The 23,219-nt window shown below is 71.2% G+C and carries 27 protein-coding genes; 14 read left to right on the top strand and 13 right to left on the bottom strand.

The window, feature by feature from the left end:
- Positions 1 to 35 precede the first annotated feature (35 nt).
- Positions 36 to 794: an IclR family transcriptional regulator gene (locus AB4Y78_RS07290; protein ID WP_441713603.1), complete on the top strand. Its 759-nt coding sequence runs from the start codon at positions 36 to 38 to the stop codon at positions 792 to 794.
- Here the strand turns inward: AB4Y78_RS07290 and AB4Y78_RS07285 are convergent.
- From AB4Y78_RS07285 to AB4Y78_RS07275, 3 genes are all read right to left on the bottom strand, one after another.
- Positions 791 to 1,345, bottom strand: a complete 555-nt coding sequence (locus AB4Y78_RS07285; RefSeq protein ID WP_441713601.1) for a universal stress protein — start codon at positions 1,343 to 1,345, stop codon at positions 791 to 793. The genes AB4Y78_RS07290 and AB4Y78_RS07285 overlap by 4 nt on opposite strands.
- A 10-nt stretch (positions 1,346 to 1,355) precedes the next feature.
- Positions 1,356 to 2,831, bottom strand: coding sequence for an MFS transporter (locus AB4Y78_RS07280; protein WP_441713599.1), 1,476 nt, complete (start codon positions 2,829 to 2,831; stop codon positions 1,356 to 1,358).
- Between the two features lie 98 nt (positions 2,832 to 2,929).
- Positions 2,930 to 3,982, bottom strand: coding sequence for a 4-hydroxy-3-methylbut-2-enyl diphosphate reductase (locus tag AB4Y78_RS07275; protein WP_441713597.1), 1,053 nt, complete (start codon positions 3,980 to 3,982; stop codon positions 2,930 to 2,932).
- Positions 3,983 to 4,089: 107 nt separating this feature from the next.
- Between AB4Y78_RS07275 and AB4Y78_RS07270 the strand changes: the two genes are divergently transcribed.
- The 5 genes from AB4Y78_RS07270 to AB4Y78_RS07250 are packed head-to-tail and all read left to right on the top strand — an operon-like array spanning position 4,090 to position 6,824.
- The gene (locus AB4Y78_RS07270) at positions 4,090 to 4,410 is read left to right on the top strand and encodes a YbjQ family protein (RefSeq protein ID WP_259908789.1); all 321 of its coding nucleotides are present in this window, start codon (positions 4,090 to 4,092) and stop codon (positions 4,408 to 4,410) included.
- The gene (locus AB4Y78_RS07265) at positions 4,410 to 4,937 is read left to right on the top strand and encodes a YbjQ family protein (RefSeq protein WP_441713595.1); all 528 of its coding nucleotides are present in this window, start codon (positions 4,410 to 4,412) and stop codon (positions 4,935 to 4,937) included. Before AB4Y78_RS07270 ends, AB4Y78_RS07265 begins: the two co-directional genes overlap by 1 nt.
- Entirely contained in the window at positions 4,934 to 6,166 is a 1,233-nt protein-coding gene (gene xseA / locus AB4Y78_RS07260) for an exodeoxyribonuclease VII large subunit (RefSeq protein ID WP_441713593.1), read from the top strand. The genes AB4Y78_RS07265 and xseA overlap by 4 nt, the downstream gene beginning before the upstream one ends.
- 26 nt (positions 6,167 to 6,192) lie before the next feature.
- Positions 6,193 to 6,423 (top strand): exodeoxyribonuclease VII small subunit, encoded by a 231-nt coding sequence (locus tag AB4Y78_RS07255; RefSeq protein ID WP_441713592.1) that lies wholly within the window; start codon positions 6,193 to 6,195, stop codon positions 6,421 to 6,423.
- Positions 6,420 to 6,824, top strand: a complete 405-nt coding sequence (locus AB4Y78_RS07250; protein ID WP_441713590.1) for an NUDIX domain-containing protein — start codon at positions 6,420 to 6,422, stop codon at positions 6,822 to 6,824. The genes AB4Y78_RS07255 and AB4Y78_RS07250 overlap by 4 nt, the downstream gene beginning before the upstream one ends.
- A gap of 71 nt (positions 6,825 to 6,895) precedes the next feature.
- On the opposite strand, the gene AB4Y78_RS07245 is transcribed toward AB4Y78_RS07250, so the two are convergent.
- Entirely contained in the window at positions 6,896 to 7,579 is a 684-nt protein-coding gene (locus tag AB4Y78_RS07245) for a DUF4245 domain-containing protein (protein WP_441713589.1), read from the bottom strand.
- 77 nt (positions 7,580 to 7,656) lie between these two features.
- Here AB4Y78_RS07245 and glpX point away from each other — a divergent pair, with 77 nt between their 5' ends.
- Positions 7,657 to 8,673, top strand: a complete 1,017-nt coding sequence (glpX, locus tag AB4Y78_RS07240; RefSeq protein WP_441713587.1) for a class II fructose-bisphosphatase — start codon at positions 7,657 to 7,659, stop codon at positions 8,671 to 8,673.
- Between the two features lie 3 nt (positions 8,674 to 8,676).
- On the top strand, positions 8,677 to 9,627 hold the full coding sequence (locus AB4Y78_RS07235) for a PfkB family carbohydrate kinase (protein ID WP_441713586.1): 951 nt from the start codon (positions 8,677 to 8,679) through the stop codon (positions 9,625 to 9,627).
- Here AB4Y78_RS07235 and AB4Y78_RS07230 read toward each other — a convergent pair whose 3' ends face one another.
- Genes AB4Y78_RS07230 through AB4Y78_RS07215 form a run of 4 tightly spaced genes read right to left on the bottom strand, consistent with a single transcriptional unit; the run spans position 9,628 to position 13,998 of the window.
- Positions 9,628 to 10,881, bottom strand: a complete 1,254-nt coding sequence (locus AB4Y78_RS07230) for an ABC transporter ATP-binding protein (protein ID WP_007928013.1) — start codon at positions 10,879 to 10,881, stop codon at positions 9,628 to 9,630.
- Between the two features lie 30 nt (positions 10,882 to 10,911).
- On the bottom strand, positions 10,912 to 11,784 hold the full coding sequence (locus AB4Y78_RS07225) for a carbohydrate ABC transporter permease (protein WP_441713583.1): 873 nt from the start codon (positions 11,782 to 11,784) through the stop codon (positions 10,912 to 10,914).
- Position 11,785: 1 nt separating this feature from the next.
- Positions 11,786 to 12,694 carry a carbohydrate ABC transporter permease gene (locus AB4Y78_RS07220; RefSeq protein WP_441713582.1) on the bottom strand — a complete coding sequence of 303 codons (909 nt, stop codon included), beginning with the start codon at positions 12,692 to 12,694 and terminating at the stop codon, positions 11,786 to 11,788.
- Positions 12,691 to 13,998 (bottom strand): extracellular solute-binding protein, encoded by a 1,308-nt coding sequence (locus AB4Y78_RS07215; RefSeq protein ID WP_441713581.1) that lies wholly within the window; start codon positions 13,996 to 13,998, stop codon positions 12,691 to 12,693. The genes AB4Y78_RS07220 and AB4Y78_RS07215 overlap by 4 nt, the downstream gene beginning before the upstream one ends.
- A 214-nt stretch (positions 13,999 to 14,212) precedes the next feature.
- Here AB4Y78_RS07215 and AB4Y78_RS07210 point away from each other — a divergent pair, with 214 nt between their 5' ends.
- From AB4Y78_RS07210 to AB4Y78_RS07200, 3 genes are read left to right on the top strand one after another with little or no spacing between them, the layout of a single operon-like run.
- The gene (locus AB4Y78_RS07210; protein ID WP_441713580.1) at positions 14,213 to 14,728 is read left to right on the top strand and encodes a beta-class carbonic anhydrase; all 516 of its coding nucleotides are present in this window, start codon (positions 14,213 to 14,215) and stop codon (positions 14,726 to 14,728) included.
- Positions 14,729 to 14,782: 54 nt separating this feature from the next.
- Positions 14,783 to 15,856 carry a Glu/Leu/Phe/Val dehydrogenase dimerization domain-containing protein gene (locus AB4Y78_RS07205; protein WP_441713579.1) on the top strand — a complete coding sequence of 358 codons (1,074 nt, stop codon included), beginning with the start codon at positions 14,783 to 14,785 and terminating at the stop codon, positions 15,854 to 15,856.
- Entirely contained in the window at positions 15,853 to 16,206 is a 354-nt protein-coding gene (locus tag AB4Y78_RS07200) for a nuclear transport factor 2 family protein (protein WP_441713578.1), read from the top strand. Before AB4Y78_RS07205 ends, AB4Y78_RS07200 begins: the two co-directional genes overlap by 4 nt.
- 98 nt (positions 16,207 to 16,304) lie before the next feature.
- Here the strand turns inward: AB4Y78_RS07200 and glmM are convergent, their stop codons facing one another.
- Entirely contained in the window at positions 16,305 to 17,654 is a 1,350-nt protein-coding gene (gene glmM, locus AB4Y78_RS07195) for a phosphoglucosamine mutase (protein ID WP_441713577.1), read from the bottom strand.
- 115 nt (positions 17,655 to 17,769) lie between these two features.
- On the opposite strand from glmM, the gene AB4Y78_RS07190 reads away from it, so the two are divergent.
- A complete protein-coding gene (locus AB4Y78_RS07190; protein ID WP_441713691.1) occupies positions 17,770 to 18,909 on the top strand; it encodes a glutamate--cysteine ligase in 1,140 nt (379 codons plus the stop codon).
- Between the two features lie 116 nt (positions 18,910 to 19,025).
- Here the strand turns inward: AB4Y78_RS07190 and rpsI are convergent, their stop codons facing one another.
- Together rpsI and rplM are read right to left on the bottom strand one after the other, a co-directional pair.
- Entirely contained in the window at positions 19,026 to 19,547 is a 522-nt protein-coding gene (gene rpsI / locus AB4Y78_RS07185; protein WP_007928027.1) for a 30S ribosomal protein S9, read from the bottom strand.
- Positions 19,548 to 19,578: 31 nt separating this feature from the next.
- Positions 19,579 to 20,022, bottom strand: coding sequence for a 50S ribosomal protein L13 (gene rplM, locus AB4Y78_RS07180; protein ID WP_007928029.1), 444 nt, complete (start codon positions 20,020 to 20,022; stop codon positions 19,579 to 19,581).
- 232 nt (positions 20,023 to 20,254) lie between these two features.
- Here rplM and AB4Y78_RS07175 point away from each other — a divergent pair, with 232 nt between their 5' ends.
- Together AB4Y78_RS07175 and lepB are read left to right on the top strand one after the other, a co-directional pair.
- A complete protein-coding gene (locus tag AB4Y78_RS07175) occupies positions 20,255 to 20,824 on the top strand; it encodes an ArsR/SmtB family transcription factor (RefSeq protein ID WP_441713576.1) in 570 nt (189 codons plus the stop codon).
- A gap of 9 nt (positions 20,825 to 20,833) precedes the next feature.
- Positions 20,834 to 21,529, top strand: coding sequence for a signal peptidase I (gene lepB, locus AB4Y78_RS07170; RefSeq protein WP_306514685.1), 696 nt, complete (start codon positions 20,834 to 20,836; stop codon positions 21,527 to 21,529).
- Positions 21,530 to 21,554: 25 nt separating this feature from the next.
- Here the strand turns inward: lepB and truA are convergent, their stop codons facing one another.
- Both truA and rplQ read right to left on the bottom strand, forming a co-directional pair.
- Positions 21,555 to 22,382 carry a tRNA pseudouridine(38-40) synthase TruA gene (truA, locus tag AB4Y78_RS07165; RefSeq protein WP_441736996.1) on the bottom strand — a complete coding sequence of 276 codons (828 nt, stop codon included), beginning with the start codon at positions 22,380 to 22,382 and terminating at the stop codon, positions 21,555 to 21,557.
- A gap of 91 nt (positions 22,383 to 22,473) precedes the next feature.
- On the bottom strand, positions 22,474 to 23,193 hold the full coding sequence (gene rplQ, locus AB4Y78_RS07160; RefSeq protein ID WP_441713574.1) for a 50S ribosomal protein L17, sunset domain variant: 720 nt from the start codon (positions 23,191 to 23,193) through the stop codon (positions 22,474 to 22,476).
- Positions 23,194 to 23,219 lie beyond the last annotated feature (26 nt).

Below are 23,219 nucleotides of genomic sequence, written 5' to 3'. Positions count from 1 at the left end.
AGGGGATAGTGTCTCGGATACGAGACAGGAGCCCCATGTCCAATGCCACCTCCGCGGGCCACGCGCTGCGCGCACTGACCCACCTGGCCAGCCGCGCCGAACCCATCCCCGCTGCGCACCTCGCCCGCGCGCTCGACCTGCCGCGCAGCAGCACCTACCACCTGCTCACGGTCCTCGTGGAGCACGGCTACGTCGTGCACTACGCCGAGGAGCGCACCTACGGCATCGGAGCCGCGGTCCACGAGCTCGGCGCGGGGTACCAGCGCCAGGACCCGCTCCAGCGGCTGGCCCGGCCACTCGTCGAGCGGCTCGTCGACGCGACGACGCACAACGCGCACCTGGCGGTGCTGTCGGGTCGAGACGTCCTCTACGTCATCGAGGAGCGGGCGCCGCGTCGCCCTTCGCTCGTCACCGACGTCGGGGTGCGCCTGCCGGCGACGCTCACGGCGAGCGGGCTGGCGATGCTCGCCGCCCTCCCCCGCCGGCAGGTCACGGCCCTCTACCCGTCGGCCGCGGTCATGGTCGGCGGTGGGCCGGCGACACCATCGGCCCTGCGACGACTGCTCGTCGACGTCCGGGCCCGCGGGCACGCCGTCGAGGCGGGAAGCGTCTCGCCCGACCTGTCATCCGTCGCCTCGGCCGTCCTTGACCGCGACGGTCATCCTGTGGCCGCGGTAGCGGTCACCTATCGCTCCGCCGACGTCGACGAAGGGGGCTCCGCCCGCCTGGCGCAGGCGGCTACCAGCACGGCCGATCTCGTGAGCGCTCGACTGCGGCCCCGGGCCACCGGCTAGTGCCGTGGGGGCGCAGGGGGACGATAGCCGGGCCTCCCGGCCGTGCCTGCGGAGCGGACCGCGGCGCGCCCGATGGCCCGTCCTGCGCGCTCGACCATTCCGAGGGGCTGCTCCGAGATGCTCGGGGGCATGGCGACCACCGGGCAGGTCGCGCGCTCGAGGAGGCGCTGCGCAAACATCGGTTCGCCGGCCAGCCGGCGAGGCGCGTCGATGACGAGCAGGTCAGCTCCCTCGGCCGCTTCGAGGAGCACCCGCCGGTGCCCGCCGCGCACGAGGCGAAGCTCGGCGCCGTGGTCGGGCCCGAGCACCGCGGCGACGTCGGCGGCGAGCGAGCGCTCGAGGGTCCCCACGACGTCCCGCTCTCGCGGTGTGCTCGCGGCGATGACTCCGGAGGTCGAGCCCGCGGTGGCGGTCATCTTCCAGGCGCGCACGGCGACCAGTCGGCCCTCGTTGAGGGCCACCTGGGCCGCCGCCCAGCGCAGTGCCGCCGGGGACCCGGAGGTCGTGCTGACCCCGACGACGACGGTGTAGGGGCGGGGTGCTTCGCTCATCTCACTCTCCTCAGACCGGCAGGTCGACGGTCTCGTTGCCCTCGTCGTCATAGCTGGTGAGCGGTGGTGCGATCTCCTCCAGCGACTTGCCCTCGGCGTCCACGCCCCAGACCGCGGCGACGAGCGCCCCGATGAGCATGATCCCTGAAGCGATGAGGTAACCCCAGAACATCGGCCCCCGGCTGCTGCCGTCGCCGATGAGCCACCCGTAGAAGACGGGGCCGATGGCGCCGAAGATCTGCGCGATGGCGAAGAAGTAGGAGATCGCCTGGCCGCGCACCTCGAGGGGGAAGATCTCCGAGACCGTGAGGTACCCGGCGGAGGCGCCGGCGCTCGCGAAGAAGAAGGCCACGCACCAGAAGATCGTGTGCGTCCCCGCGGTCAGCACGTCGGCGTTGAAGAGGAAGGCCGAGGTCGTCAGGACGACCGCCGCGAAGCCGTAGCAGCCACCGATCATCTTGCGGCGCCCCACGGTGTCGAAGAGCGGGCCGAGCAGCAGCGGTCCGAGCAGGTTGCCGATGGCGAAGGGGAAGAAGTACACCGCGGCGCTCGAAGGCGTCTTGTCGTAGAAGTTCTGCAGGACGAGTGAGTAGGTGAAGAAGATCGCGTTGTAGAGGAAGCTCTGCGTGATCATCAGCGTCGCGCCGAGGACCGTGCGCGTGGGGTACATCTGGAAGAAGACGTAGGCGAGCTGCCGAGGCGTGAGGCCCTCGCGGGCCTTGATCCACATGCCGTCATGCTCCATGTCGAGCTCCGGAAGCGTCTTCCCTTCGGCCCGGACCTCGTCCTCGATCCGAGAGACGACCTCCTCGGCCTCGTCCATCTTGCCGTGGGTGACCATCCATCGCGGGCTCTCGGGGATGTGACGACGCAGGTAGATGATGCCCAGACCGAGGACCGGGCCGAGAAGGAAGGCGATCCGCCAGCCGATCGACTCGCCGACGATGTCGGGGTTGAGCAGCCAGTAGCTGGCAAAGGCGCCGACCCCCGCACCGAACCAGTAGGTGCCGTTGATCGCCAGGTCCACGCGCCCGCGGAACTTGCCGGGGATGAGCTCGTCGATCGCCGAGTTCACGGCGGAGTACTCACCGCCGATGCCGGTCCCGGCGACGAACCGCAGGGCGAGGAAGATCCACATGTTCGGCGAGAAGGCCGCGAGACCCGAAGCGACCAGATAGAGCGCCAGGGTGAGCGTGAAGAGCTTCTTGCGGCCCAGGGTGTCGGTCATCCGCCCGAAGAAGAGGGCGCCGGTCACCTGACCGACGAGGTAGACGGTGCCGGCGAGGCCGACGTCAGCCGCCGTCATCCCGAGGGTCTTCTCGAAGCCTCCGGCGGCGACGATCTGGACCTCGAGCCCGTCGAGGATCCAGGCGGTCCCGAGACCGAAGATCACCATCCAGTGGAACCGCGACCACGGCATGTCGTGCATGCGGGCCGGGATGAGGCTCCTCACCGGCTTGTCCTGTGCCACGACCTGATCAGGCATCAGCGTCCTTCCGTGGAGTTCGGTGGACGCTGAGGACTCGCGCCCGCGCCGACGTTACTCCCGAGGGACGACTCGCGGGTGGAAGTGACGGCCTCTGCTCAGTGCAGCTGGCTGGCGTCACCGAGGGCGCCGGCGTCGTGCTTCATCTGGTCGCTCATGCCGGCGGCCTTGAGGTCGCGGCGCAGCTCCTTGGGCAGGGCGAAGAGGAGCGACTCCTCCGCGGCGGTGACCGGCTGCGGCTCGCCGTAGCCCCGCTCGGCGAGGAAGTCGAGGACCCCGCGCACGAGGATCTCGGGCACGGAGGCTCCGGAGGTGACACCGACGGTGCGCACACCGTCGAGCCAGGCCTCGTCGATCTCGTCGGCGTAGTCGACGAGGTGACCATCGCGCGAGCCGTGCTCGATGGCGACCTCGACGAGGCGCACCGAGTTGGAGGAGTTGCGCGAGCCGACGACGATCATCAGGTCGCAGTCCTTGGCCATCTGCTTGACGGCGAGCTGACGGTTCTGCGTCGCGTAGCAGATGTCGTCGGAGGGCGGATCCTGCAGCTTGGGGAACTTCTCGCGCAGCCGGCGCACCGTCTCCATCGTCTCGTCGACCGAGAGGGTGGTCTGCGACAGCCACACGACCTTGTCGGGGTCGCGGACCTCGACGTTGGCGACGTCATCGGGGCCCTCCACGAGGGTGATGTGGTTCGGCGCCTCGCCAGAGGTGCCGACGACCTCCTCGTGCCCCTCGTGACCGATGAGCAGGATGTCGAAGTCGTCGTCGGCGAAGCGGACCGCCTCGCGGTGGACCTTGGTGACCAGCGGGCAGGTCGCATCGATCGTCTTGAGGCTGAGGGCCTTGGCCTCCTCGTGGACGATCGGGGCGACGCCGTGGGCGGAAAACACGACGGTCGCACCCTCGGGCACCTCGTCGGTCTCCTCGACGAAGATCGCGCCCCTCTTCTCGAGGGTCGTCACGACGTGCTTGTTGTGGACGATCTCCTTGCGCACGTAGACCGGCGGGCCGTAGAGCTCGAGGGCCTTTTCGACCGTGACGACGGCACGGTCGACACCGGCGCAGTAGCCGCGGGGCGCGGCGAGCAGCACGCGCTTGGCATCCTGCGGGGCGGCGGTGTCGGCGGTCGGGGTCGCACTGGTGGTCATGCCCTCCATCGTAGGTGAGGGGGCTGAACACGCCCTGATCGCCGCCGGACCGTCGGGCGGGGCTGCTTGACTGTGCCCTGGACAGGACGACGAGCAGGGAGAGACGGATGTTCCTCAGCAACACCGAGAGCGTGCCCGGGGCGCGGATCACCCGGACCCTCGGCCTGGTCAACGGCAACACGGTGCGGGCCAAGCACCTGGGCCGCGACATCATGGCCGGCTTCCGCAACCTCGCCGGCGGCGAGCTCACCGCCTACACCGAGCTGCTCGCCGAGAGCCGCAACGAAGCCATCCACCGCATGGTGCTCCAGGCCCAGGGGATGGGCGCCAATGCCGTCGTCAACGTCCGCTTCACGACCGCTGCCGTGGCCCCCGGCGCCGCCGAGATCTACGCCTACGGCACCGCGGTCGTGCTGGCGGACGCCTGATGAGCGGCGGCGACGCCGCCGGCCTGGTCGTCAGCCTGCTGTGCTGCGGACTCGTCGTCGTCCTGCCGCTCCTCGTGCCGGTCTACGCGGCGCTCGTGGGGCTGCAACGCAGGGATGCGACCCAGCGCCTGCTGGCCGAGGCCGAGCCCCGTCTGGCGCACCTGACGCGGAGCAGCACCGAGTCCCCCGACCACGTCGGCACCTCGACGCTCGTCCACGGGAGCGTGGCCTATGCACCGGACTTCCCCTCGAGGTGGGTGACCCGATACGTCAACCTCTTCGGCGGTCAGGGCAAGAGCATGACGATGCAGGCCGATCTGGCCCGTCGCCTGGCGACGGTCCGGATGCTCGAGCAGGCGGCCGGCCTCGGCGCGACGGGTGTCGTCAACATCCGCTTCGAGAGCAGCCAGATGGAGATGTCATCGGGCGGCAACAAGCAGCCCACGGCGACGCTCGAGATGCTCGCCTACGGCACGGCGCTCGTCCCGGCGCCCGGCCCCGGGGCACCCCAGGAGGGACCGCGGTGAGCAGCCCCCTGCCCGACAAGGCCGCCGACACCACGGCCGAGCAGCCGTGGCCGGTGCGGCTGCTGAGCATGAAGATCGCCGAGTACGTCGACCGCATGTCCGTCACCTGGGTCGAAGGGCAGGTCGTCCAGCTGACCCGACGACCCGGCGCACGCACCGCGTGGCTGACGCTGCGCGACCCCGACGTCGACATGTCGCTGTCGTGCATGGTGCGGGTCACCGCGCTCGACGCCATGCCGGCGCCGCTCGGCGAAGGTGCGCGGGTCGTCGTCCAGGCCAAGCCGAGCTACTGGACTCAGCGCGGCTCGCTGTCGATGGACGTGCGCCAGATCCGGCCGGTCGGCGTCGGCGAGCTGCTTGCCCGCATCGAGTACCTCAAGCAGCACCTGCGCGCCGAGGGACTCTTCGAGGCCTCTCGCAAGCGGCCGCTGCCCTTCCTCCCCCGCCGGGTCGGCCTCGTCTGCGGACGGGCGAGCGCCGCCGAGCGCGATGTCGTCGAAAACGCCCACCGCAGGTGGCCGGGCCTGCCCTTCGAGATCCGGCAGGTCGCCGTGCAGGGGCCGACGGCCGTGACCGAGGTCAGCGCGGCCGTCGCCGAGCTCGACGCCATCGACGACGTCGACGTCATCATCGTCACGCGCGGCGGTGGGTCGGTCGAGGACCTGCTGCCCTTCAGCAACGAGACGATGGTCCGCGCCGTCGCCGAGGCCCGCACCCCCGTCGTCAGCGCCATCGGGCACGACGTCGACACCCCGATCCTCGACCTCGTCGCGGACGTGCGGGCCTCCACGCCGACCGATGCCGCCAAGCTCGTCTGCCCCGACGCCGCCCAGGAGCGGGCCGGTGTCGTCGAGGCCCGCGGGCGCGCCCGGGCTGCCCTGGCCGGCATGGTCGATCGCGAGCGCCGCGGCCTCGTGCAGCTGACGAGCCGGCCCGTGCTCACCGACCGCACCGCCTTCGTCCGGGCGCAGCGCGAGGTGGTCACCTCCCTTCGTCGCCGGGCGCACGGCCGGGTCGAGTCGCGGCTGCACCGCGAGCGCGACCGCATCGGTCACCTGCGGACCCAGGCGCGGGTGCTCTCCCCTGCCTCCACGCTCGAGCGCGGCTACGCGATCGTCCAGCGGCCCGAAGGGGAGGTCGTCGCCTCCCGCGAGGCGCTCGCCGTCGACGACCTGCTGCGGGTGACGGTCGCCGACGGCGACTTCGCTGTGCGGGTCACCGACGCGTGACACCGCCCGCACCTAGAGTGGTCGCCATGGCCACCGACCCGCAGCCCGACCAGGAGCAGACCGACGTCGCCGACCTCGCCTACGAGGAGGCCCGCCAGGAGCTCATCGAGCTCGTCGCCCGGCTCGAAGGGGGCCAGGCCGGCCTCGAGGAGTCGATGCGGCTGTGGCAGCGCGGCGAGGCCCTCGCCGCCCACTGCGAGGCCTGGCTCGACAAGGCCGAGGCGAGCCTGGGGGCCGAGGGCACGTCCAAGGAGTGAGCGAGCCGCTCCACCGGGTCGCCATGGGGCTGCTCGTCACCGGCGGGCGGGTCCGGCTGGCGCACCGACACCCCCTTCGTCGGCACTACCCCGACTGCTGGGACGGCGTGGGCGGCCACATCGAGGCCGGCGAGTTGCCGAAGCAGGCCCTGGTGCGGGAGTGCCAGGAAGAGCTCGGCGTGACGGTGATCCGGTGGCGGCGACTCGCCCCACCCGTGACCGCCTGGGCCGACGACCTCGAGCTGCACCCCTTCGTCGTCGACGCCTGGCGGGGCACCCCGACCAACCTCGCTCCCGACGAGCACGACGACCTCGCCTGGGTCGACCCCGGCACGCTCGGCTCCCTTCGCCTGGCCCACCCGGGCCTGTTCCCCCTCGTCACGGCTGCCATGAGCCGCTGAGCATGAGAAACCCCGGCTTCGCAAGAGTTGGGGACTCTTGCGAAGCCGGGGTTTATCGGGTCACCCGAGAATCACGAGGAGGGTGAGGCGCTGCTGCTGCCGGCCGTCGTCACCTTGACCGGGGCCAGCCGGTCGGCGAAGTCCTCGAGCTGCTCCCACGAACCGGTGCCCGTGACGAGCGTGGTGAGCTCGGTCGTGTCCTCCGGGACGTTGACGAGGCTGCGCTGGACCTTGCCCTCACGGTCCCGCTTGGCCCAGGTGCGACCGTCGCGGGTCTCGAAGGTCCCCACGGGCGCGCCGTTGTTGGTCTGGGTGTCGACCCAGCCTTCGCCGGGATCGAGCGCCTGCTGGACCGAGACGTACTCGCCGTCCGGGGTGGTGTAGCCGGCATTCCAGACCATGACGTCCCCCTTCGAGCGGACGTAGCGCACGCTCGTGGCGACCCAGCCTTCCGGCAGGTCGCGGGGGTAGGCGAAGGGCTGGCCGGCCTGCTGGGCGCGGTACTGGGCCGAGCCGGGCACGTCCACCGACTGCGGCGTCGTGCTGTTGGGCCGCCCCGTCATGAAGAACAGGGCGAGGGTGATCGCCACGATGACGGCCATCGAGCGGGCCATGTTGGCCGCCGACCCCTTGGCGTAGTGGCTCGCCCCGCGCGCGGGGACGCCCTGCTGGGCCGCGAGCTCGGCCGGGGTCGGCTCGCGGTCCGGGGTGGTGCGTGGGGCGGTCTCGGCGGGGTCGCCGGGGGCGGAACTCATGGATGACATGGTCGCACGCGTGGCAGCGTGCTCCGGATAGGCTCTGGCGCGACGAGCACCACCCGCAGAGGAGACACATGAGCCAGTCCCAGACGTCCGCATCGAGCGCCGGGGTCATGCACCCCGACCGCAACCTGGCGATGGAGCTGGTCCGGGTCACCGAGGCTGCCGCCCTCGCCGGTGGTCGGTGGGTCGGGCGTGGTGACAAGAACACCGCCGACGGCGCGGCCGTCGACGCGATGCGCTCGATGATCTCCAGCGTGCAGATGCGGGGCACCGTCATCATCGGCGAGGGCGAGAAGGACGAGGCGCCGATGCTCTACAACGGCGAGGAGGTGGGCGACGGCACCGGCCCCTCCTGCGACGTCGCGGTCGACCCCATCGACGGCACCACCCTCACGGCGAAGGGGATGACCAACGCCGTCTCCGTCCTCGCTGTCGCCGACCGCGGGTCGATGTACGACCCCAGTGCCGTCTTCTACATGGACAAGCTCGTCACCGGACCCGAGGCGGCGGACGTCGTCGACATCCGGCTGCCCGTCGCCGAAAACATCAAGCGCATCGCCAAGGCGAAGGGCGAGCAGCCCGAGGACGTCACCGTCATCATGCTCGACCGGCCGCGGCACAACGACCTCGCCGAGCAGGTGCGTGCCGCCGGCGCCCGCATCCGCTTCATCTCCGACGGTGACGTCGCCGGCGCCATCATGGCCGCCCGCCCCGGCACCGGCATCGACCTGCTCCTCGGGGTCGGCGGCACGCCGGAGGGCATCATCACCGCCTGCGCCATCAAGTGCCTCGGCGGTGTCATCCAGGGCCGCCTGTGGCCGCGCGACGACGAGGAGCGCCAGCAGGCCATCGACGCCAGTCACGACCTCGACCGGGTCCTCACCACCGACGACCTCGTGGCGACGGACAACTGCTTCTTCGTCGCCACCGGCATCACCGACGGCGAGCTGCTGCGCGGTGTCCGCTACCGCGCGGGCGGCGCGACGACCGAGTCGCTCGTCATGCGCAGCAAGTCCGGCACGATCCGCGTCGTCGAGGCCCACCACAACCTCACCAAGGTCGAGCGGCTCTCCCCCGGCCTCGGCTGACCCGTGCCCAGCCTGCGGCGTGCGCCCGCGCCCTGCTCCACCCTCGTCATCGGCGAGTCGCTCGTCGACGTCGTCGTCGGGTCGGACGGGCACACGCAGGAGCACGTCGGAGGCAGCCCCCTCAACGTCGCCGTGGGGCTGGCCCGCCTGGGCCACCCCGTGAGCCTCGCGACCTACTTCGGCCGTGATGCCCGAGGCGCCATGATCGGTGAGCACCTCGCCGAGGCAGGGGTGCGGCTGACCCAGGGCAGCGACAGCGCCGCCGACACCTCGACCGCGACCGCCACTCTCGACGCCGCGGGCACGGCCACCTACGACTTCGACATCACCTGGCGGGTGACCGAGCCACCTGATGTACCGGGCCACCTGCACACCGGGTCCATCGGCGCCCTGCTCCGGCCCGGCGGCGTCGACGTCCTGTCGGCGATGAGCACCGCCACGCGCGGGCACACGATCTCCTACGACCCCAACATCCGCCCGGCCCTCATGCCCGACCGCGAGCGCGTCCTCGAGGAGGTCGAGCGTCGCGTGGCCGTCAGCGACGTGGTCAAGGCGAGCGACGCCGACCTCGAGTGGCTCCTCGACCGCCCGCTCGACCCGACCGACATCGCCGACCTCCTGCGCTCGTGGTGCGACCTCGGGCCGGCCCTCGCCGTCTGCACGCTGGGCCCGGCCGGGGCGCTGGCGATCCTCCCTTCGGGCCGCCGCATCACCGCGCGCGGACGCCGGGTCGACGTCGTCGACACCGTCGGGGCCGGCGACTCCTTCATGGCCGGGCTGCTCTCGGGGCTCGCCGACGCCGGCCTGCTCGGCGGCGCCGACGCCAAGGCCCGGCTGCACAAGGCGCGCGGTCGGGTCATCACCGGCGCGATCGAGCGCGGCATCGCCGCCTCCGCGCTCACGGTGACGCGGCCCGGCGCCTGGGCACCGAGCCGCGTCGACCTCGAGGGCTGATCAGCCGGCGGTCGCGGCCTCGCGGGCACGCGCCCGCTCCAGGGCCCGCTGCCGGTCCTCCTCGGACTGGCGGGCGATCTCCGCCGCCTTCGCGTCGTCACGGGTCAGACAGTCGCCCGACTCCGGGTCGAAGACGTGCATGAGGGTCGGGTCGAAGACGAAGTTGCCGTCGTCGCCCTCACGCACCCGCGAGCGCGGGTCGAGGTTGATGACCATCTGCGTGCGCATGCCCTCGCCGTCGAGCTCCTTGTCGAGCTCGTCGAGCTTGTGCTTGACGTCGCCCTCCACCGTGAAGGGCACGTAGGCGTACTGCTCGTTGCCCAGCCACTCCGTCTGGTCGACGGGTGCGGCGAAGCGCACCCCGCCGCTCGGGACGTCGCCGAGGTCGGCGTCCTTGATGTGCTCCGGGCGGATGCCGACGATGAGCAGCTCCTTGCCGCCGGCCCGCTCGCGCACCGCCTGCGGCAGCGGCACGGTGCAGAAGGGCAGCTCGAGCTCGTCCCCCTTCACCTCCGCCGGCAGGAAGTTCATCGGCGGCGTCCCGATGAAGCCGGCGACGAAGAGGTTGACCGGCTGGTCGTAGAGCTCGCGGGGGCTGGCGCACTGCTGCAGCACCCCCTTCTTGAGCACGGACACGCGGTCGCCGAGGGTGAGGGCCTCGGTCTGGTCGTGGGTGACGTAGATCGTCGTCGTGCCCATGCGCCGCTGCATGCGGGCGATCTCCGTGCGCATCTGGCCACGCAGCTTGGCGTCGAGGTTGGACAGCGGCTCGTCGAAGAGGAAGGCGTCGGCGTCGCGCACGATCGCCCGGCCCATCGCCACCCGCTGCCGCTGCCCACCCGAGAGGTTGGCCGGCTTGCGCTCGAGGTGCTCGTCGAGCTCGAGCATGGAGCTCGCGGCGCGCACCTTGGCATCGATCTCCTCCTCGCTGTGCTTGCCCTTGGCCAGGCGAAGGGGGAAGGCGATGTTCTCGAAGACCGTCAGGTGCGGGTAGAGGGCGTAGTTCTGGAAGACCATCGACAGGTTGCGGTCCTTCGGCGACAGGTCGTTGACCCGCGTGCCGTCGATGAGCAGCTCGCCGCTCGTGATGTCCTCGAGCCCGACGACCATGCGCAGCAGCGTCGACTTCCCGCAGCCGGAGGGACCGACGAAGATCATGAACTCGCCGTCCTTGATGTCCAGGCTCACGTCGTTGACCGCGGGGAAGCCGTCGCCGTACTGCTTGACGATGTTGTTGAGGGTGATCTCAGCCATGGGGGTTCTCCAGTGTTGTGAAGGCGGGGGTCAGCCCTTGACGGCGCCCGAGGTCAGGCCGGCGACGATCCGGCGCTGGAAGATCAGCACGAGGATGACGACGGGGATGGTCACGACGACCGAGGCCGCCATGATGGCGCCCGTCGGCTGCTCGAACTGGCTGGCTCCGGTGAAGAAGGCGAGCGCCGCCGGCACGGTGCGGGCCTGGTCGGAGGTCAGGGAGATCGCGAAGACGAAGTCGTTCCACGCGGTGAAGAAGGTGATGATCGCCGTCGTGAAGACGCCCGGCGTGGCCAGCGGGATGATCACCTTGCGGAAGGCCTGCCAGCTGCTCGCCCCGTCGACCTGCGCCGCCTGCTCCATCTCCCACGGGATCTGCTGGAAGAAGGCCGACATCGTCCAGATCGACAGCGGCAGAGTGAGCGCGAGGTACGGGATGATCAGGCCGGGGATCGTGTCGAAGAGACCGACGCGGCTCCACACGTCGAAGAGCGGCGTGACCATGGCGACGACCGGGAAGAAGCTCACGGCGAGCGCCGTCGTGAGGATCATCTTCTTGCCCTTGAACTCCAGCCGGGAGATCGCGTACGCGCAGAACATCGCGAGGACGACGGAGATGACCGTCGCGAGCAGGCAGACGATGAGCGAGTTGCGCAGGGCCGGCATGAAGAGGTCGCTCGCGCCGCCGGTGAAGATCAGCCGGTAGTTGTCGAGCGTCGGGTCCTTCGGCCAGAAGTTGCCGAGGTGGGCCGCGTCCGGGTTGGCCAGGGTGTCGGCGCTCTTGAGCGAGAGCGAGAGCATCCACAGCAGCGGCAGGACGGTCCAGATCATGATGGGCACCGCGAGCGCGGTCCACAGGCCGGTGCCCTTGACGGGCTCCTTGACCTTCGCTTCCTTCGCCATCTCAGCTCCTCCCCTGGGTGAGGTCGACCTTGAATCCTCGGACGAAGACCGCCGCGATGAGCAGCACGCAGAGGAAGAGGATCACCGACAGCGCCGACCCGAGACCGATCTCGGTGCGGTCGATCGTCTGGCGGTAGATGAGACCGGAGAGGGAGTTGGTCCCGTTGGCGCCCCCGGTCATGATGAAGATGTTGTCGAAGATGCGGAAGGCGTCGAGGGTGCGGAAGAGCACCGCGACCATGATCGCCGGCTTCATGTTGGGCAGGATGACCTTGGTGAGCGCCTGCATCCACGAGGCCCCGTCGACCTTGGCCGCCTCCTCCATCGAGGTGTCCACCTGGGCGAGGCCGGCGAGCAGGAGCAGCGACATGAAGGGCGTCGTCTTCCAGATCTCCGAGAGGCAGATGACGAAGATCGAGGGCCAGAAGCTGCCGAACCAGTCGTAGTTGTCGCTGACCCCCGGCACCCAGCTCGTCCAGCGGTTCACGAAGCCGGTGTCGGTCTGGTACATGAAGAGCCAGGTGAAGCCGGAGACGACCGTGATGATCGAGTACGGGATGAGCACCACGGTGCGCAGCGTCCGCCGGGGCAGGACGATCCGGTGCATGACCAGGGCGATGACGAAGCCGAGGACCAGCTCGATGACGACGGTGATGACGGTGATGATCACCGTCGCGAGCATCGCGCTCCAGAAGACCGAGTCGCTGAAGGAGACGACGTAGTTGTTGAGCCCGACGAACTCCCGGTTGTCGGGGTCGGTGAGCCGGTAGGCGAAGAAGCTGTTCCAGATCGCCTGGAGGATCGGGTAGGCGGTGACGAGCAGCATGACGACGAAGGCGGGCATCGCCAGCTTCCAGCCGAGGCGTTGCTCGGCCTTCGCACGGTCGGAGAGACGGGGAGCGGCACTCACAGCAGTGCATCTCCCTTCAGCACGTCCTGGAGCAGGCTCGTCGTCTGCTGGGGCGTCGACGACGGGTCGACCGCGCCGGGCGGGCTGTACTCACGCTGGATGCCGCTGGAGACGTCGCCGTAGTACTGGGTGAGCGGGCGCGGCCCGCTCGAGTCGAGCGAGGCGCGGATCAGGCCGGCCATCGGGAAGGCCTCCTTGACCTCGGCGTCGTCGTAGACCGCCTTGCGGGCGGCCGGGTTGCCGGTGCCGAGCATGTACGACTTCTGGCTCTCCTGCGAGGTGAGGCACTCGACGGCCTCCCAGGCCTGGTCCTGCTTCGTCGACGAGGAGGCGACGCCCATCTCGATGCCCCCGAGCGGCGGCTTGGACTCGGTGCCCTCGACGGTCTGCGGGTAGCGCGCCCACGCGAGGTCGTCCATCCAGTCGACCTCCGCGCCCTCGAGCGCGGCGTAGACGTAGGGCCAGTTGACCATGAAGCCGGCGTTCTCGTTCTGGAACATGTCGAGCGTGGTCGTCTCGTCGGTCGAGCCCATCGCGGGCCCGCCGACCCCCTCCGAGCTGACCTTCTGGATGATCTCGGCGGCCTTCTTGCCGCCTTCCGACTCCAGACCGAAGGCGAGCTGGTCGCCGTCGGCGCCGGGATTTTCGACGATGTGGTCGCCGCCCCCTTCGACGAGGGCGTTGATCCACACCATGTAGCCCTCGTAGCGGGAGGCCTGCACGCCGATGTCGGTGTCGGTCTTCTTGGCGGCGGCGATGACCTGGTCCCACGAGACCGGCTTGCTCATGTCGAGGCCGGCCTTCTCCGCGACGGACTTGCGGTACCAGAGCAGCTGGGTGTTGGCCCAGAAGGGAGCGGCGTACAGCTCGTCCTTCCACGTCGCGTTGGTGACGGCCGGGTCGACGACGTCCCCGGTGAAGGTGGCCTTGCGGTCCTGCGGCACCGGGGCGAGGAAGCCGGCCTCGGCGAACTCCGCGACGAAGACCGGGTCGATCGACATGATGTCGACGCCCTTGTCCTGCGAGGCCAGGCGTCGCAGCAGCTGCTGGCGCTGGTCGCTCGCGCTGTTGGGCAGCAGCTGGATGCCGATCGTGTAGGCGCCACCGGAGGCGTCGGAGCACTCCTTGGCCAGCTGGGCCTGCCCGCCACCGGCCGGGTCGGAGCCACCACCGTCGGGGTTGATGTACCAGGTCAGGTGGGTCGCCCCGCCTGACGCACCGTCGTCACCGCAGGCCGCCAGACCGAGGCTGGCCGTCATCGTCACGGCCGCCACCCAGGCGATCTGACGTCGTCGTCCGTCCACGTCGTTCCTTTCGTCGCGAGGAGACGACGAGGCGCAGAGGGTCGTCGACGTCGTCTCCCATGGACTGTCTACACCGGTTGTGTGGCCCGCACCACGCTCTCGCCCCCACGAGTTGTCATCGGGATGCTTCCGTGACGCACGGCTCGTGGACCGCCCGCATCCGGCGGGCCGCCACGGGGCTACTGTGCGAAGACCCCTTCGAAAGGACTCGAACATGAGTGCACCGACCCCCTCGGCCGACGACTTCGCGGACCTCGTGGCCGCCAACCGCGCCTTCGCCGACGACTTCTCCCTCGGCGGCTTCGACGGCATCGCGAAGGCGGGCGTCGCCATCGTCACGTGCATGGACAGCCGCATCGACCCGCTGGGCATGCTCGGGCTGCAGCCGGGTGACGCCAAGATCTTCCGCAACCCGGGGGGCCGGGTCACCGCCGCCGCGCTCGAGGCGCTCGTGCTCGGGGTGCACCTGCTCAACGTCAACCGCGTCCTCGTCATCCCGCACACCCGCTGCGCCATGACCTCCGCGACCGAGGTCGAGCTGCGCGAGCGCATCGGCGCCTCGGCCGGGCAGGACGCCTCGTGGCAGGGCTTCCACGTCGTCCGCGACCAGCTCGACGCGCTCCGCCAGGACGTCGCCGCCGTCCGATCGCACCCGCTGATCTCGGACACCGTCAAGGTCGGCGGATTCATCTACGACGTCGACACCGGGCTCATCGACCAGCGCCTCTGAGCCGACGCCAACCCCGGGTGACAGGGGTCACACGGCCCCTGTCACCATGGGCGGATGACCACCGTCACGCCCCCTTCCCCGACCGCTGACGCCATCGCCGAACCCTGGGCGAGCGAGCAGACGATCACCTGCCGCGACGACCGCGTCGGCCTGCGTGCCGTCATCGCGATCGACGACACGACCCTCGGCCCGGGCTTCGGCGGGGTGCGCTACCGCGCCTACCCGTCGACCGAGGCCGCCGCGCGCGAGGCCCAGCGTCTCGCCGCCGCGATGACCCTCAAGCACGCCCTGGCCGAGCTGCCCTACGGCGGCGCCAAGTCCGTCGTCGTGCTCGACGGCCCGGTGCCGGCACCCGGCTCCCCCGAGCGGCGCGCCCTCTTCGCCCGCTTCGGCGAGATGATCGCCCGCACCGCGGGCACGTACATCCCCGGCGTCGACATGGGCACGCTCCTCGAGGACATGCAGACCATCCGCGACGACGGCGGCGCCCGGGCCTTCTGCGACGAGGTGAGCCCCTCCCCCTTCACCGCCCGTGGCGTGTACGCCGCCATGCGCGCCGCCGCGGTCCACGAGCACGGCGAAGGGGGCCTCGACGGCCTGCACGTCGTCGTCCAGGGCGTCGGCAGCGTGGGGGAGGAGGTCGCCCGCCTCGCCCACCGTGACGGCGCCCGCGTGACCGTCGCCGACATCGACACCGCCCGGGCGCAGGCACTCGCGACCGAGCTGGGTGGGCAGACCGTGGAGACGCAGGCGGCTCCCTTCGCCGAGGCCGACGTCTTCGCGCCGTGCGCGGTCGCGCGGGTCGTGACCCGCGAGGCGATCCCGCGCATCCGGGCGCGGATCATCGCCGGCGCCGCCAACGACACGCTCGACACCCCCGACTGCGCGGAGGCGCTGCGCGCGGCCGACATCACCTACGTGCCCGACTTCGTCGCCAATGCCGGCGGCGTCATCCAGGTGCACGGCGGTGTCGCCGGGTGGAGCGATGCCGAGACGCTCGCGGCCGTCGACCGCATCGGCACGCGCGTCGGCGAGCTGCTCGAGACCGCCGGCACCGAGGGCATCACGCCGCTCGAGGCCGCGCTGCGGCGCGCCGACGCGGCGCTGGGGCGGACGGTGGCCCGATGAGCGCCGAGGCAGCGGTCCGCCGCTACTACGAGCTCGTCGACGCCGGTGACGTCGAGGGCGTCGTCGGGTGCTTCGCCGACGACGCCGTCTACCACCGCCCCGGCTACGCGCCCATGGTCGGGGCGGAGGCGCTGCGTGCCTTCTACTCCGGCGAGCGGGTCATCGCCGACGGGCGGCACGTGCTCGACGAGCTCGTCGTCGACGGCGAGCGCGTCGCGGTGCACGGGCGATTCACCGGCACCCTCAAGGACGGCAGCGCCGCGCAGGTCGGCTTCGCCGACTTCTGGGTGCTCCGTGACGACCGTCGGGCGACCACGCGCCGCAGCTTCTTCGACACCCCCGCCGTCTGACCTGCCACCCCTCTCCCGCGCATTTCCCTAGGGAAATACGGACCCCCGTGCGCATTTCCCTAGGGAAATGCGCACGGGGGCCGGTGGAGTGGTCGGAGTCAGAGGGAGAGGCGCTCCCGGACGACGACGGAGAGGCGCTCGGCCGACTCCTGGGCCCGCTCGTGCGTGTCGGCCTCGACCATGACGCGCACGACCGGCTCGGTGCCGGACTTGCGCAGCAGCACGCGACCGTCGTCACCGAGTGCGCTGGAGACCTCGGAGACGGCCTCCTGGACGCCTTCGTCGCCGTCGACGCGGTCCTTGTCGACGCCCCTGACGTTGATGAGCACCTGGGGCATGCGGGCCATGACCGACCCGAGCTCGGCGATGCTCTTGCCCGTCTCCGCGACGCGGGCGGCGAGCATGAGGCCGGTCAGCACCCCGTCGCCGGTCGTCGCGTGCTCCTGGAGGATGACGTGACCCGACTGCTCGCCACCGAGGGAGTAGCCGCCCTTGCGCATCTCCTCGAGGACGTAGCGGTCGCCGACGCCGGCCTGCACGACCGAGATGCCGTGCTCCTGCATCGCGCGGATGAGGCCGAGGTTGCTCATGACCGTCGCGACGAGAGTGTCGTCGGCGAGGCGGCCGTGCTCCTTGAGCGCCACCGCGAGGATCGCCATGATCTGGTCGCCGTCGATCTCGCGGCCCTCGGCGTCGACCGCCAGGCAGCGGTCGGCGTCGCCGTCGTGGGCGATGCCGAGGTCGGCACCGTGCTGACGGACCGCCTCCTGGAGGGGGCCGAGGTGCGTCGAGCCCACCCCGTCGTTGATGTTGAGCCCGTCGGGCCGGGCACCGATGACGTGCACCGTCGCGCCGGAGAGGCGGAAGACCTCCGGCGAGACCTCACTCGCCGCGCCGTGCGCCGCGTCGATGACGACGGTCAGACCCTCGAGCTGGGGCTCCACGGCGTCGAGCAGGTGGCGCACGTATCGGGTGCCACCGTCGTCCATGAGCGTCACGCGGCCGACGTCGACACCGGTCGGGCGGGCCGGCGACTCCTCCATGGCGGCCTCGATCGCGTCCTCGACGGCATCGGGCAGCTTGTGCCCGCCGGAGGCGAAGAACTTGATGCCGTTGTCCGGCATGGCGTTGTGCGAGGCGGAGAGCATCACACCGAAGTCGGCGTGGACCTCGGCGGTGAGGAAGGCGACGGCCGGGGTCGGCACGACGCCCGCGTCGAGCACGTCGATGCCGCTGCTCGCGAGACCAGCCACGACGGCCGCGGACAGGAACTCACCCGACGCGCGGGGGTCGCGCCCCACGACCGCCACGGGCCGCCGCCCTTCGGTGCCCTCGGGGTCCCGCAGGACGCGGGCTGCCGCCTGGGCCAGGCGCAGGGCCAGGTCGGCCGTGATGACCTCGCCGTTGGCGAGGCCGCGGACACCGTCGGTGCCGAAGAGTCGGGACATGGATCATGCAACCTTCCGTGAGGACCCCCGCCCGCATGTCGCACGCGGGACGGGCCTCAGTGACGATACCGGCTGGTTAGGCTGGGACACCGCAGGTCCGGGCGTCCGAGAGGCCATCATGATCGACTTCACCCCCTCAGAGGGCCCCACGCTGGGGGTCGAGTGGGAGATCGCACTCCTCGACCGCGAGACGCTCGACCTCGTCCCCCTCGCGGAAAGCGTCGTCGGCCCCCTCACCTCGGACGACGTGCTCGCGCCCAAGATCCACCGCGAGCTGCTGACCAACACCGTCGAGATCGTCACGGACAAGTGCCATGACGTCCCCGAGGTCATCGCCGACCTCTCCTCGAGCCTCGACCGGCTGCGGACCCTGACCGACGACCTCGGTCTCGAGCTCATGAGCGCCGGCACCCACCCCTTCGCCCGCTGGGAGTCCCAGCAGGTGACCGAGGGCGACCGCTACGCCACCCTCATCGACCGCACCCGCTGGTGGGGGCGGCAGATGGTCATCTACGGCGTGCACACCCACGTGGGCGTCACCCACCGTGACAAGGCGCTGCCGCTGCTCGGCGGGATGCTCACCTATGCACCCCACCTGCAGGCGCTCTCGGCGTCGTCGCCGTGGTGGGGCGGCGTGCCGACGGACTACGCGAGCAACCGCGCCCAGATGTTCCAGCAGCTGCCGACGGCCGGCCTGCCCTTCCAGTTCGACACGTGGGCCGAGTACGAGCGCTACGTCGACGACCTGCTCGTCACCGGCGTCATCGACGAGCTCAAGGAGGTGCGCTGGGACCTGCGCCCCGCGCCGCACCTCGGCACGCTCGAGGTGCGGGTTTGCGACGGGGTCCCGACCCTGCACGAGATCGGGGCGCTCACCGCGCTCACCCAGTGCCTGCTCGTCCACCTCGACGACCGCCTGACCGACGGCGGCACGATCCCGACCCTGCCGCCCTGGCACGTCCAGGAAAACAAGTGGCGCACCGCCCGCTACGGCATGGACGCGATCATCATCCTCGACGCCCGCAACCGCGAGCGCCTCGTCACCGACGAGCTCCACGACCTCCTCGAGCGGCTGGCACCGATCGCCCGCCGGCTCGGCTGCAGCGACGAGCTCGCCGCCGTCGAGGACATCATCCGCCTCGGCGCCAGCTACCAGCGCCAGCAGGCGGTCGCCGCCGCCCACGACGGCGACCTCGTCGAGGTGACCCGATCGCTCGTCGCGGAGATGCGGGCCGGCCGACCCGCCGGCACCTGACGACGACCCCGCACCACGACGACGAAGGGCGCCGCCCACCGTGAGGTGAGCGGCGCCCTTCGTGCAGCCCTTCGAGACGGTCGCGCAGCGACCTCCTCAGGGACCGGGGCGCTGGATCAGCGCTTGCTGTACTGCGGAGCCTTGCGGGCCTTCTTGAGACCGGCCTTCTTGCGCTCCGGGACGCGCGCGTCCCGGGTGAGGTAGCCGGCCTTCTTCAGGGTCGGGCGGTTCAGCTCGGGGTCGACCCCGTTGAGCGAGCGCGCGACGCCGAGGCGGACGGCACCGGCCTGGCCGGAGGGGCCACCGCCGTGGACGCGCACGAGCACGTCGTAGGCGCCGTCGAGCTCGAGCGCGACGAGCGGCTCGTTGACGATCTGCTGGTGGACCTTGTTGGGGAAGTAGTCCTCGAGCGCACGCCCGTTGACCTTCCACTCGCCGGTGCCCGGGACGATCCGGACGCGGGCGATGGCCTGCTTGCGGCGGCCGGTGGCCGAGCCGGGAGCGGATGCGGAGGGGCGACGCACGGGCTCGTCGGAGCCCGCGACGGGGCCCTCGGACTCGGACGTGTAGGAGCTCAGCTCGGGCTCGTCGCCCTCGAGCACCTCGGTGTTCACAGCGTTGTCGGTGGTGTCAGCCACGGTATTCCTCTAGTTCCTGATCGGGGCGCGCTTACTGCGCGACCTGCGAGATCGTGTAGGGGGTGGGCTGCTGCGCGGCGTGCGGGTGCTCGGCACCGGCGTAGACCTTGAGCTTGCCCAGCTGCTGGCGACCGAGGGTGTTGCGGGGAAGCATGCCCTGGATGGCCTTCTCGACCGCGCGGGTGGGGTGCTTCTCGAGCATCTCGGTGTAGTTCATCGACGACAGACCGCCCGGGTGACCGGAGTGGCGGTAGGCGCGCTTCTGCTCCGCCTTGGCGCCGGTCAGCGCGATCTTGTCGGCGTTGATGATGATGACGAAGTCGCCCGTGTCGACGTGGGGGGCGAAGGTCGTCTTGTGCTTGCCGCGCAGCAGGACGGCGGCCTGGCTCGCGAGACGGCCGAGCACGACGTCCGTGGCGTCGATGATGTGCCACTGACGGGTGATGTCACCGCCCTTGGGGGTGTACGTACGCATGTTCATGCCTTCTGCTCGTTCGTCCCCGTCGCGGTGGAGCGAAGGGGAGGCGCCTGCCGTCCTCGAGGGGGACGCGGCGCCGCTGCACACCATTTTACGGGCGTCAGGACCCCCGCCGAAATCGGTGCAAACCCGCCAAAACCCTTGTCGTAGAGCGGATCTCACGCCCTTGGCTGGCTGGACACCGACCCGCGCCATGGCGATTGCACAATTATTGTGCAATCGTGGATCGGTGACCGACGCACCCCAGCCTTCGACCTGGCGGCTCCTGGCCCACCCCCTTCGCTCCCGGATCCTCGCCCACCTGCGCCTCCACGGCGGCACGACCTCCGCGGACCTGGCCCGCTCCCTCGGCACCAACACCGGCGCGACGAGCTACCACACGCGGGTGCTCGCCGACGCCGGCCTCGTCGTCGACACCGGTCTGGGTGACGGACGCTCGCGGGTGTGGGCGGCCGCCGAGGAGGAGACCGACGAGGGCCCCGACCAGACCGTCGCGGTGAGCGCGATCGACGACGCCGACGACCTCGCGGATGCGCTGTGGCTCGCCCACGACCTCGTCGACCACCACGCCCAGCGGCAGCACACGTGGATCGACGCCCAGGTCTCCTGGCCCCTCGTCTGGCAGGAGGAGTGCGGCCTCCTCGACCGCGAGGTGCTCGTCGACGAGACCCAGCTCGCCGCGCTGCGCACCGAGCTCGGGGCCGTGCTCGACCGCTACCGGCGCCGCGGCGCCGGGACGCCCGGCGCCCGACGCGTCACCGCGGTGGTGGCCCTCACCCCGCTCCCCCGCCGCACCTAGGGTGGTGCCGTGAGCTCCTCCGACGCGCGCCGCGAGCGCCACTGGCTGCCCGGCATCGTCCTGCGGGTGCTCGTCGCCTTCGCCGTCCTGGCCCTGATCACCCACACGCTCGTGCGCCCCTTCGTCATCCCGTCGGCCTCGATGGAGCCGACCCTCATGACCGGCGACCGGGTGCTCGCCCAGGTCGTCGGGGTCGACGAGGCACAGCTCCAGCGGGGCGACGTCGTCGTCTTCAGCCACGGGCGCACGTGGGGCGAGGAGCGCATCGACGACCCCAACCCGGTGAGCGACGCCGCCCGACACGTCGGTGACCTGCTCGGCACCGGGCCGAGCCACCACGCCCACACCGTCAAGCGGGTCATCGGTCTGCCCGGGCAGACCGTCGAGTGCTGCGACGAGCAGGGGCGGGTCCTCGTCGACGGCGAGCCGATCGACGAGCCCTGGGTCCGCCACGACCTGCCCATGCCGGCCGACGGTGACTGCTCGACGGAGTCGACGGCCCGCTGCTTCGACCCGATCACCGTCCCCGAGGGCTCCTACCTCGTCCTCGGCGACAACCGGGCCAACAGCTCCGACTCCGTCGCCGGCTGCCGCGGCCCGGCCGGCGCGACCTGCGAGCCGCGCTTCGTGCGCTTCGACCAGGTCGTCGGCACCCTCGGCTGGCGCTGGTGGCCGCTGCCTCCGGGCGGGGCCGAGCGCCGCTGACCAGCGCCGCGACGCGCCGCTCGCGCTAGTCCCGCCGGGCCCGCGCCTCCTGCGCCCGCGTCGCGAGCGCGTCGTCGGCCGGGTAGGCCACCTCGACGAGGCACAGCCCATGGGCGGGCATGACCTTGACCCGCGGGTCACGGGCACCTGCCGTGAGGACCTGCGCCGGGAAGTCCGCGTCACGCGCCCCCACCCCGACCGGCACGAGCGCCCCGATGAGCGCACGGACCATCGAGTGGCAGAAGGCATCGGCGACGACCGTCGCCTCGAGCAGCCCGTCATCGCGACGGGTCCAGTCGTAGCGCAGCAGGGTCCGCGTGGTCGTCGCCCCCTCCCGCCGCTTGCAGAAGGCCGCGAAGTCGCGCAGGCCGAGCAGCCGTTGGGCCGCCGCGTGCATGGCCGCCACGTCGAGCGGCGTGCGCAGCGAGACCACCTCACGACGACGCAGGGGGTCCACCCGGGTCAGGTCGTCGCCGACGAGGTAGCGGTAGCGCCGGCTCGTCGCTGAGAAGCGCGCGTCGAAGCCCTCCGGCGCCCGCGTCACCCGGTGCACCACGACGTCCGGCGGCAGCACCCCGCGCAGCCGCGTCGCGAGCGCCTCCTCCGCCGGGCGGTCCGAGTGCCCCCTGGCGCGCTCCAGCTCCTCCGGCGTGACGTCGACGTGCACGACCTGCCCGGTGGCGTGGACCCCGGCGTCGGTGCGGCCCGCGACGGTGAGGCGCGCCGGCTCCGCCAGCCGCAGCACCGTCGTCACCCCCTGCGCCAGCTCGCCCTCGACGGTCCGCAGCCCGGGCTGCGCGGCCCAGCCGTGGAAGTCGGTGCCGTCGTAGGCGAGGTCGAGACGCAGCCGCATGCGGGCCAGCGTAGGCGAGGGACGACGAAGGGAGCGCCGCCCACCCCGTGGGGTGAGCGGCGCTCCCTTCGCATGCAGTCAGCCGTCAGGCTCAGGCCTCGTCGGACTCCTGCTGCTTGGCCTCGCCACCGGCGGGCTCGAAGCCCGCGGCCTTGGCCTCGTCGGCGGTCTTGAACCAGACCTCGGCGACGGTCTGGTCGTACCACTGCGACCCGGCGACGTGGTACTTCTTCGAGTCGAGGTTGCCCTTGACCGTGTAGTCGTCGCTCGGGGCGGCACCGTCCTCGAGGGGCGCGACCGCGCCCTCGGGCAGGTCGACGAGCGCGGCGGGGGCCGCGGTCTCGTCGGTGGTGGTCTCCTCGACCGGGGCCTCGGCGGCAGCCTCGTCCTTGGCGGAGCGCTGGGTGGCGGCCTCGGCCTCGGCGACGACGGCGCGCTTCGGCGTGGCGTTGACCGGCTCACGCACGAGCTCGATGACGCACATCGGGGCGTTGTCACCCTTGCGCGGCGCGATCTTCGTGATGCGCGTGTAGCCGCCCTGGCGCTCGGCCATGTCGGGGGCGATCTCGACGAAGAGACGGTGGACGACGCTCTTGTCGGTGACCGTGGTCATGACCTTGCGGCGGGCGTGCAGGTCACCGCGCTTGGCGAAGGTGATCAGACGCTCGGCCAGGGGGCGCAGGCGCTTGGCCTTGGCCTGGGTGGTCGTGATCTGGTCGTGCTCGAAGAGCGCGGTGGCCAGGTTCGCGAGGATGAGCCGCTCGTGAGCCGGGCCGCCACCGATACGGGGGCCCTTGGTGGGGGTGGGCATGGTGTTCTCCTTGGAAGTTCTGACCT

Origin of the sequence: Janibacter sp. RAF52, assembly GCF_052114035.1 — a bacterium.
In the GTDB taxonomy this organism is placed as follows: Bacteria; Actinomycetota; Actinomycetes; order Actinomycetales; family Dermatophilaceae; genus Janibacter; species Janibacter hoylei.
This window is presented reverse-complemented; position numbering and strand designations above follow the sequence as displayed.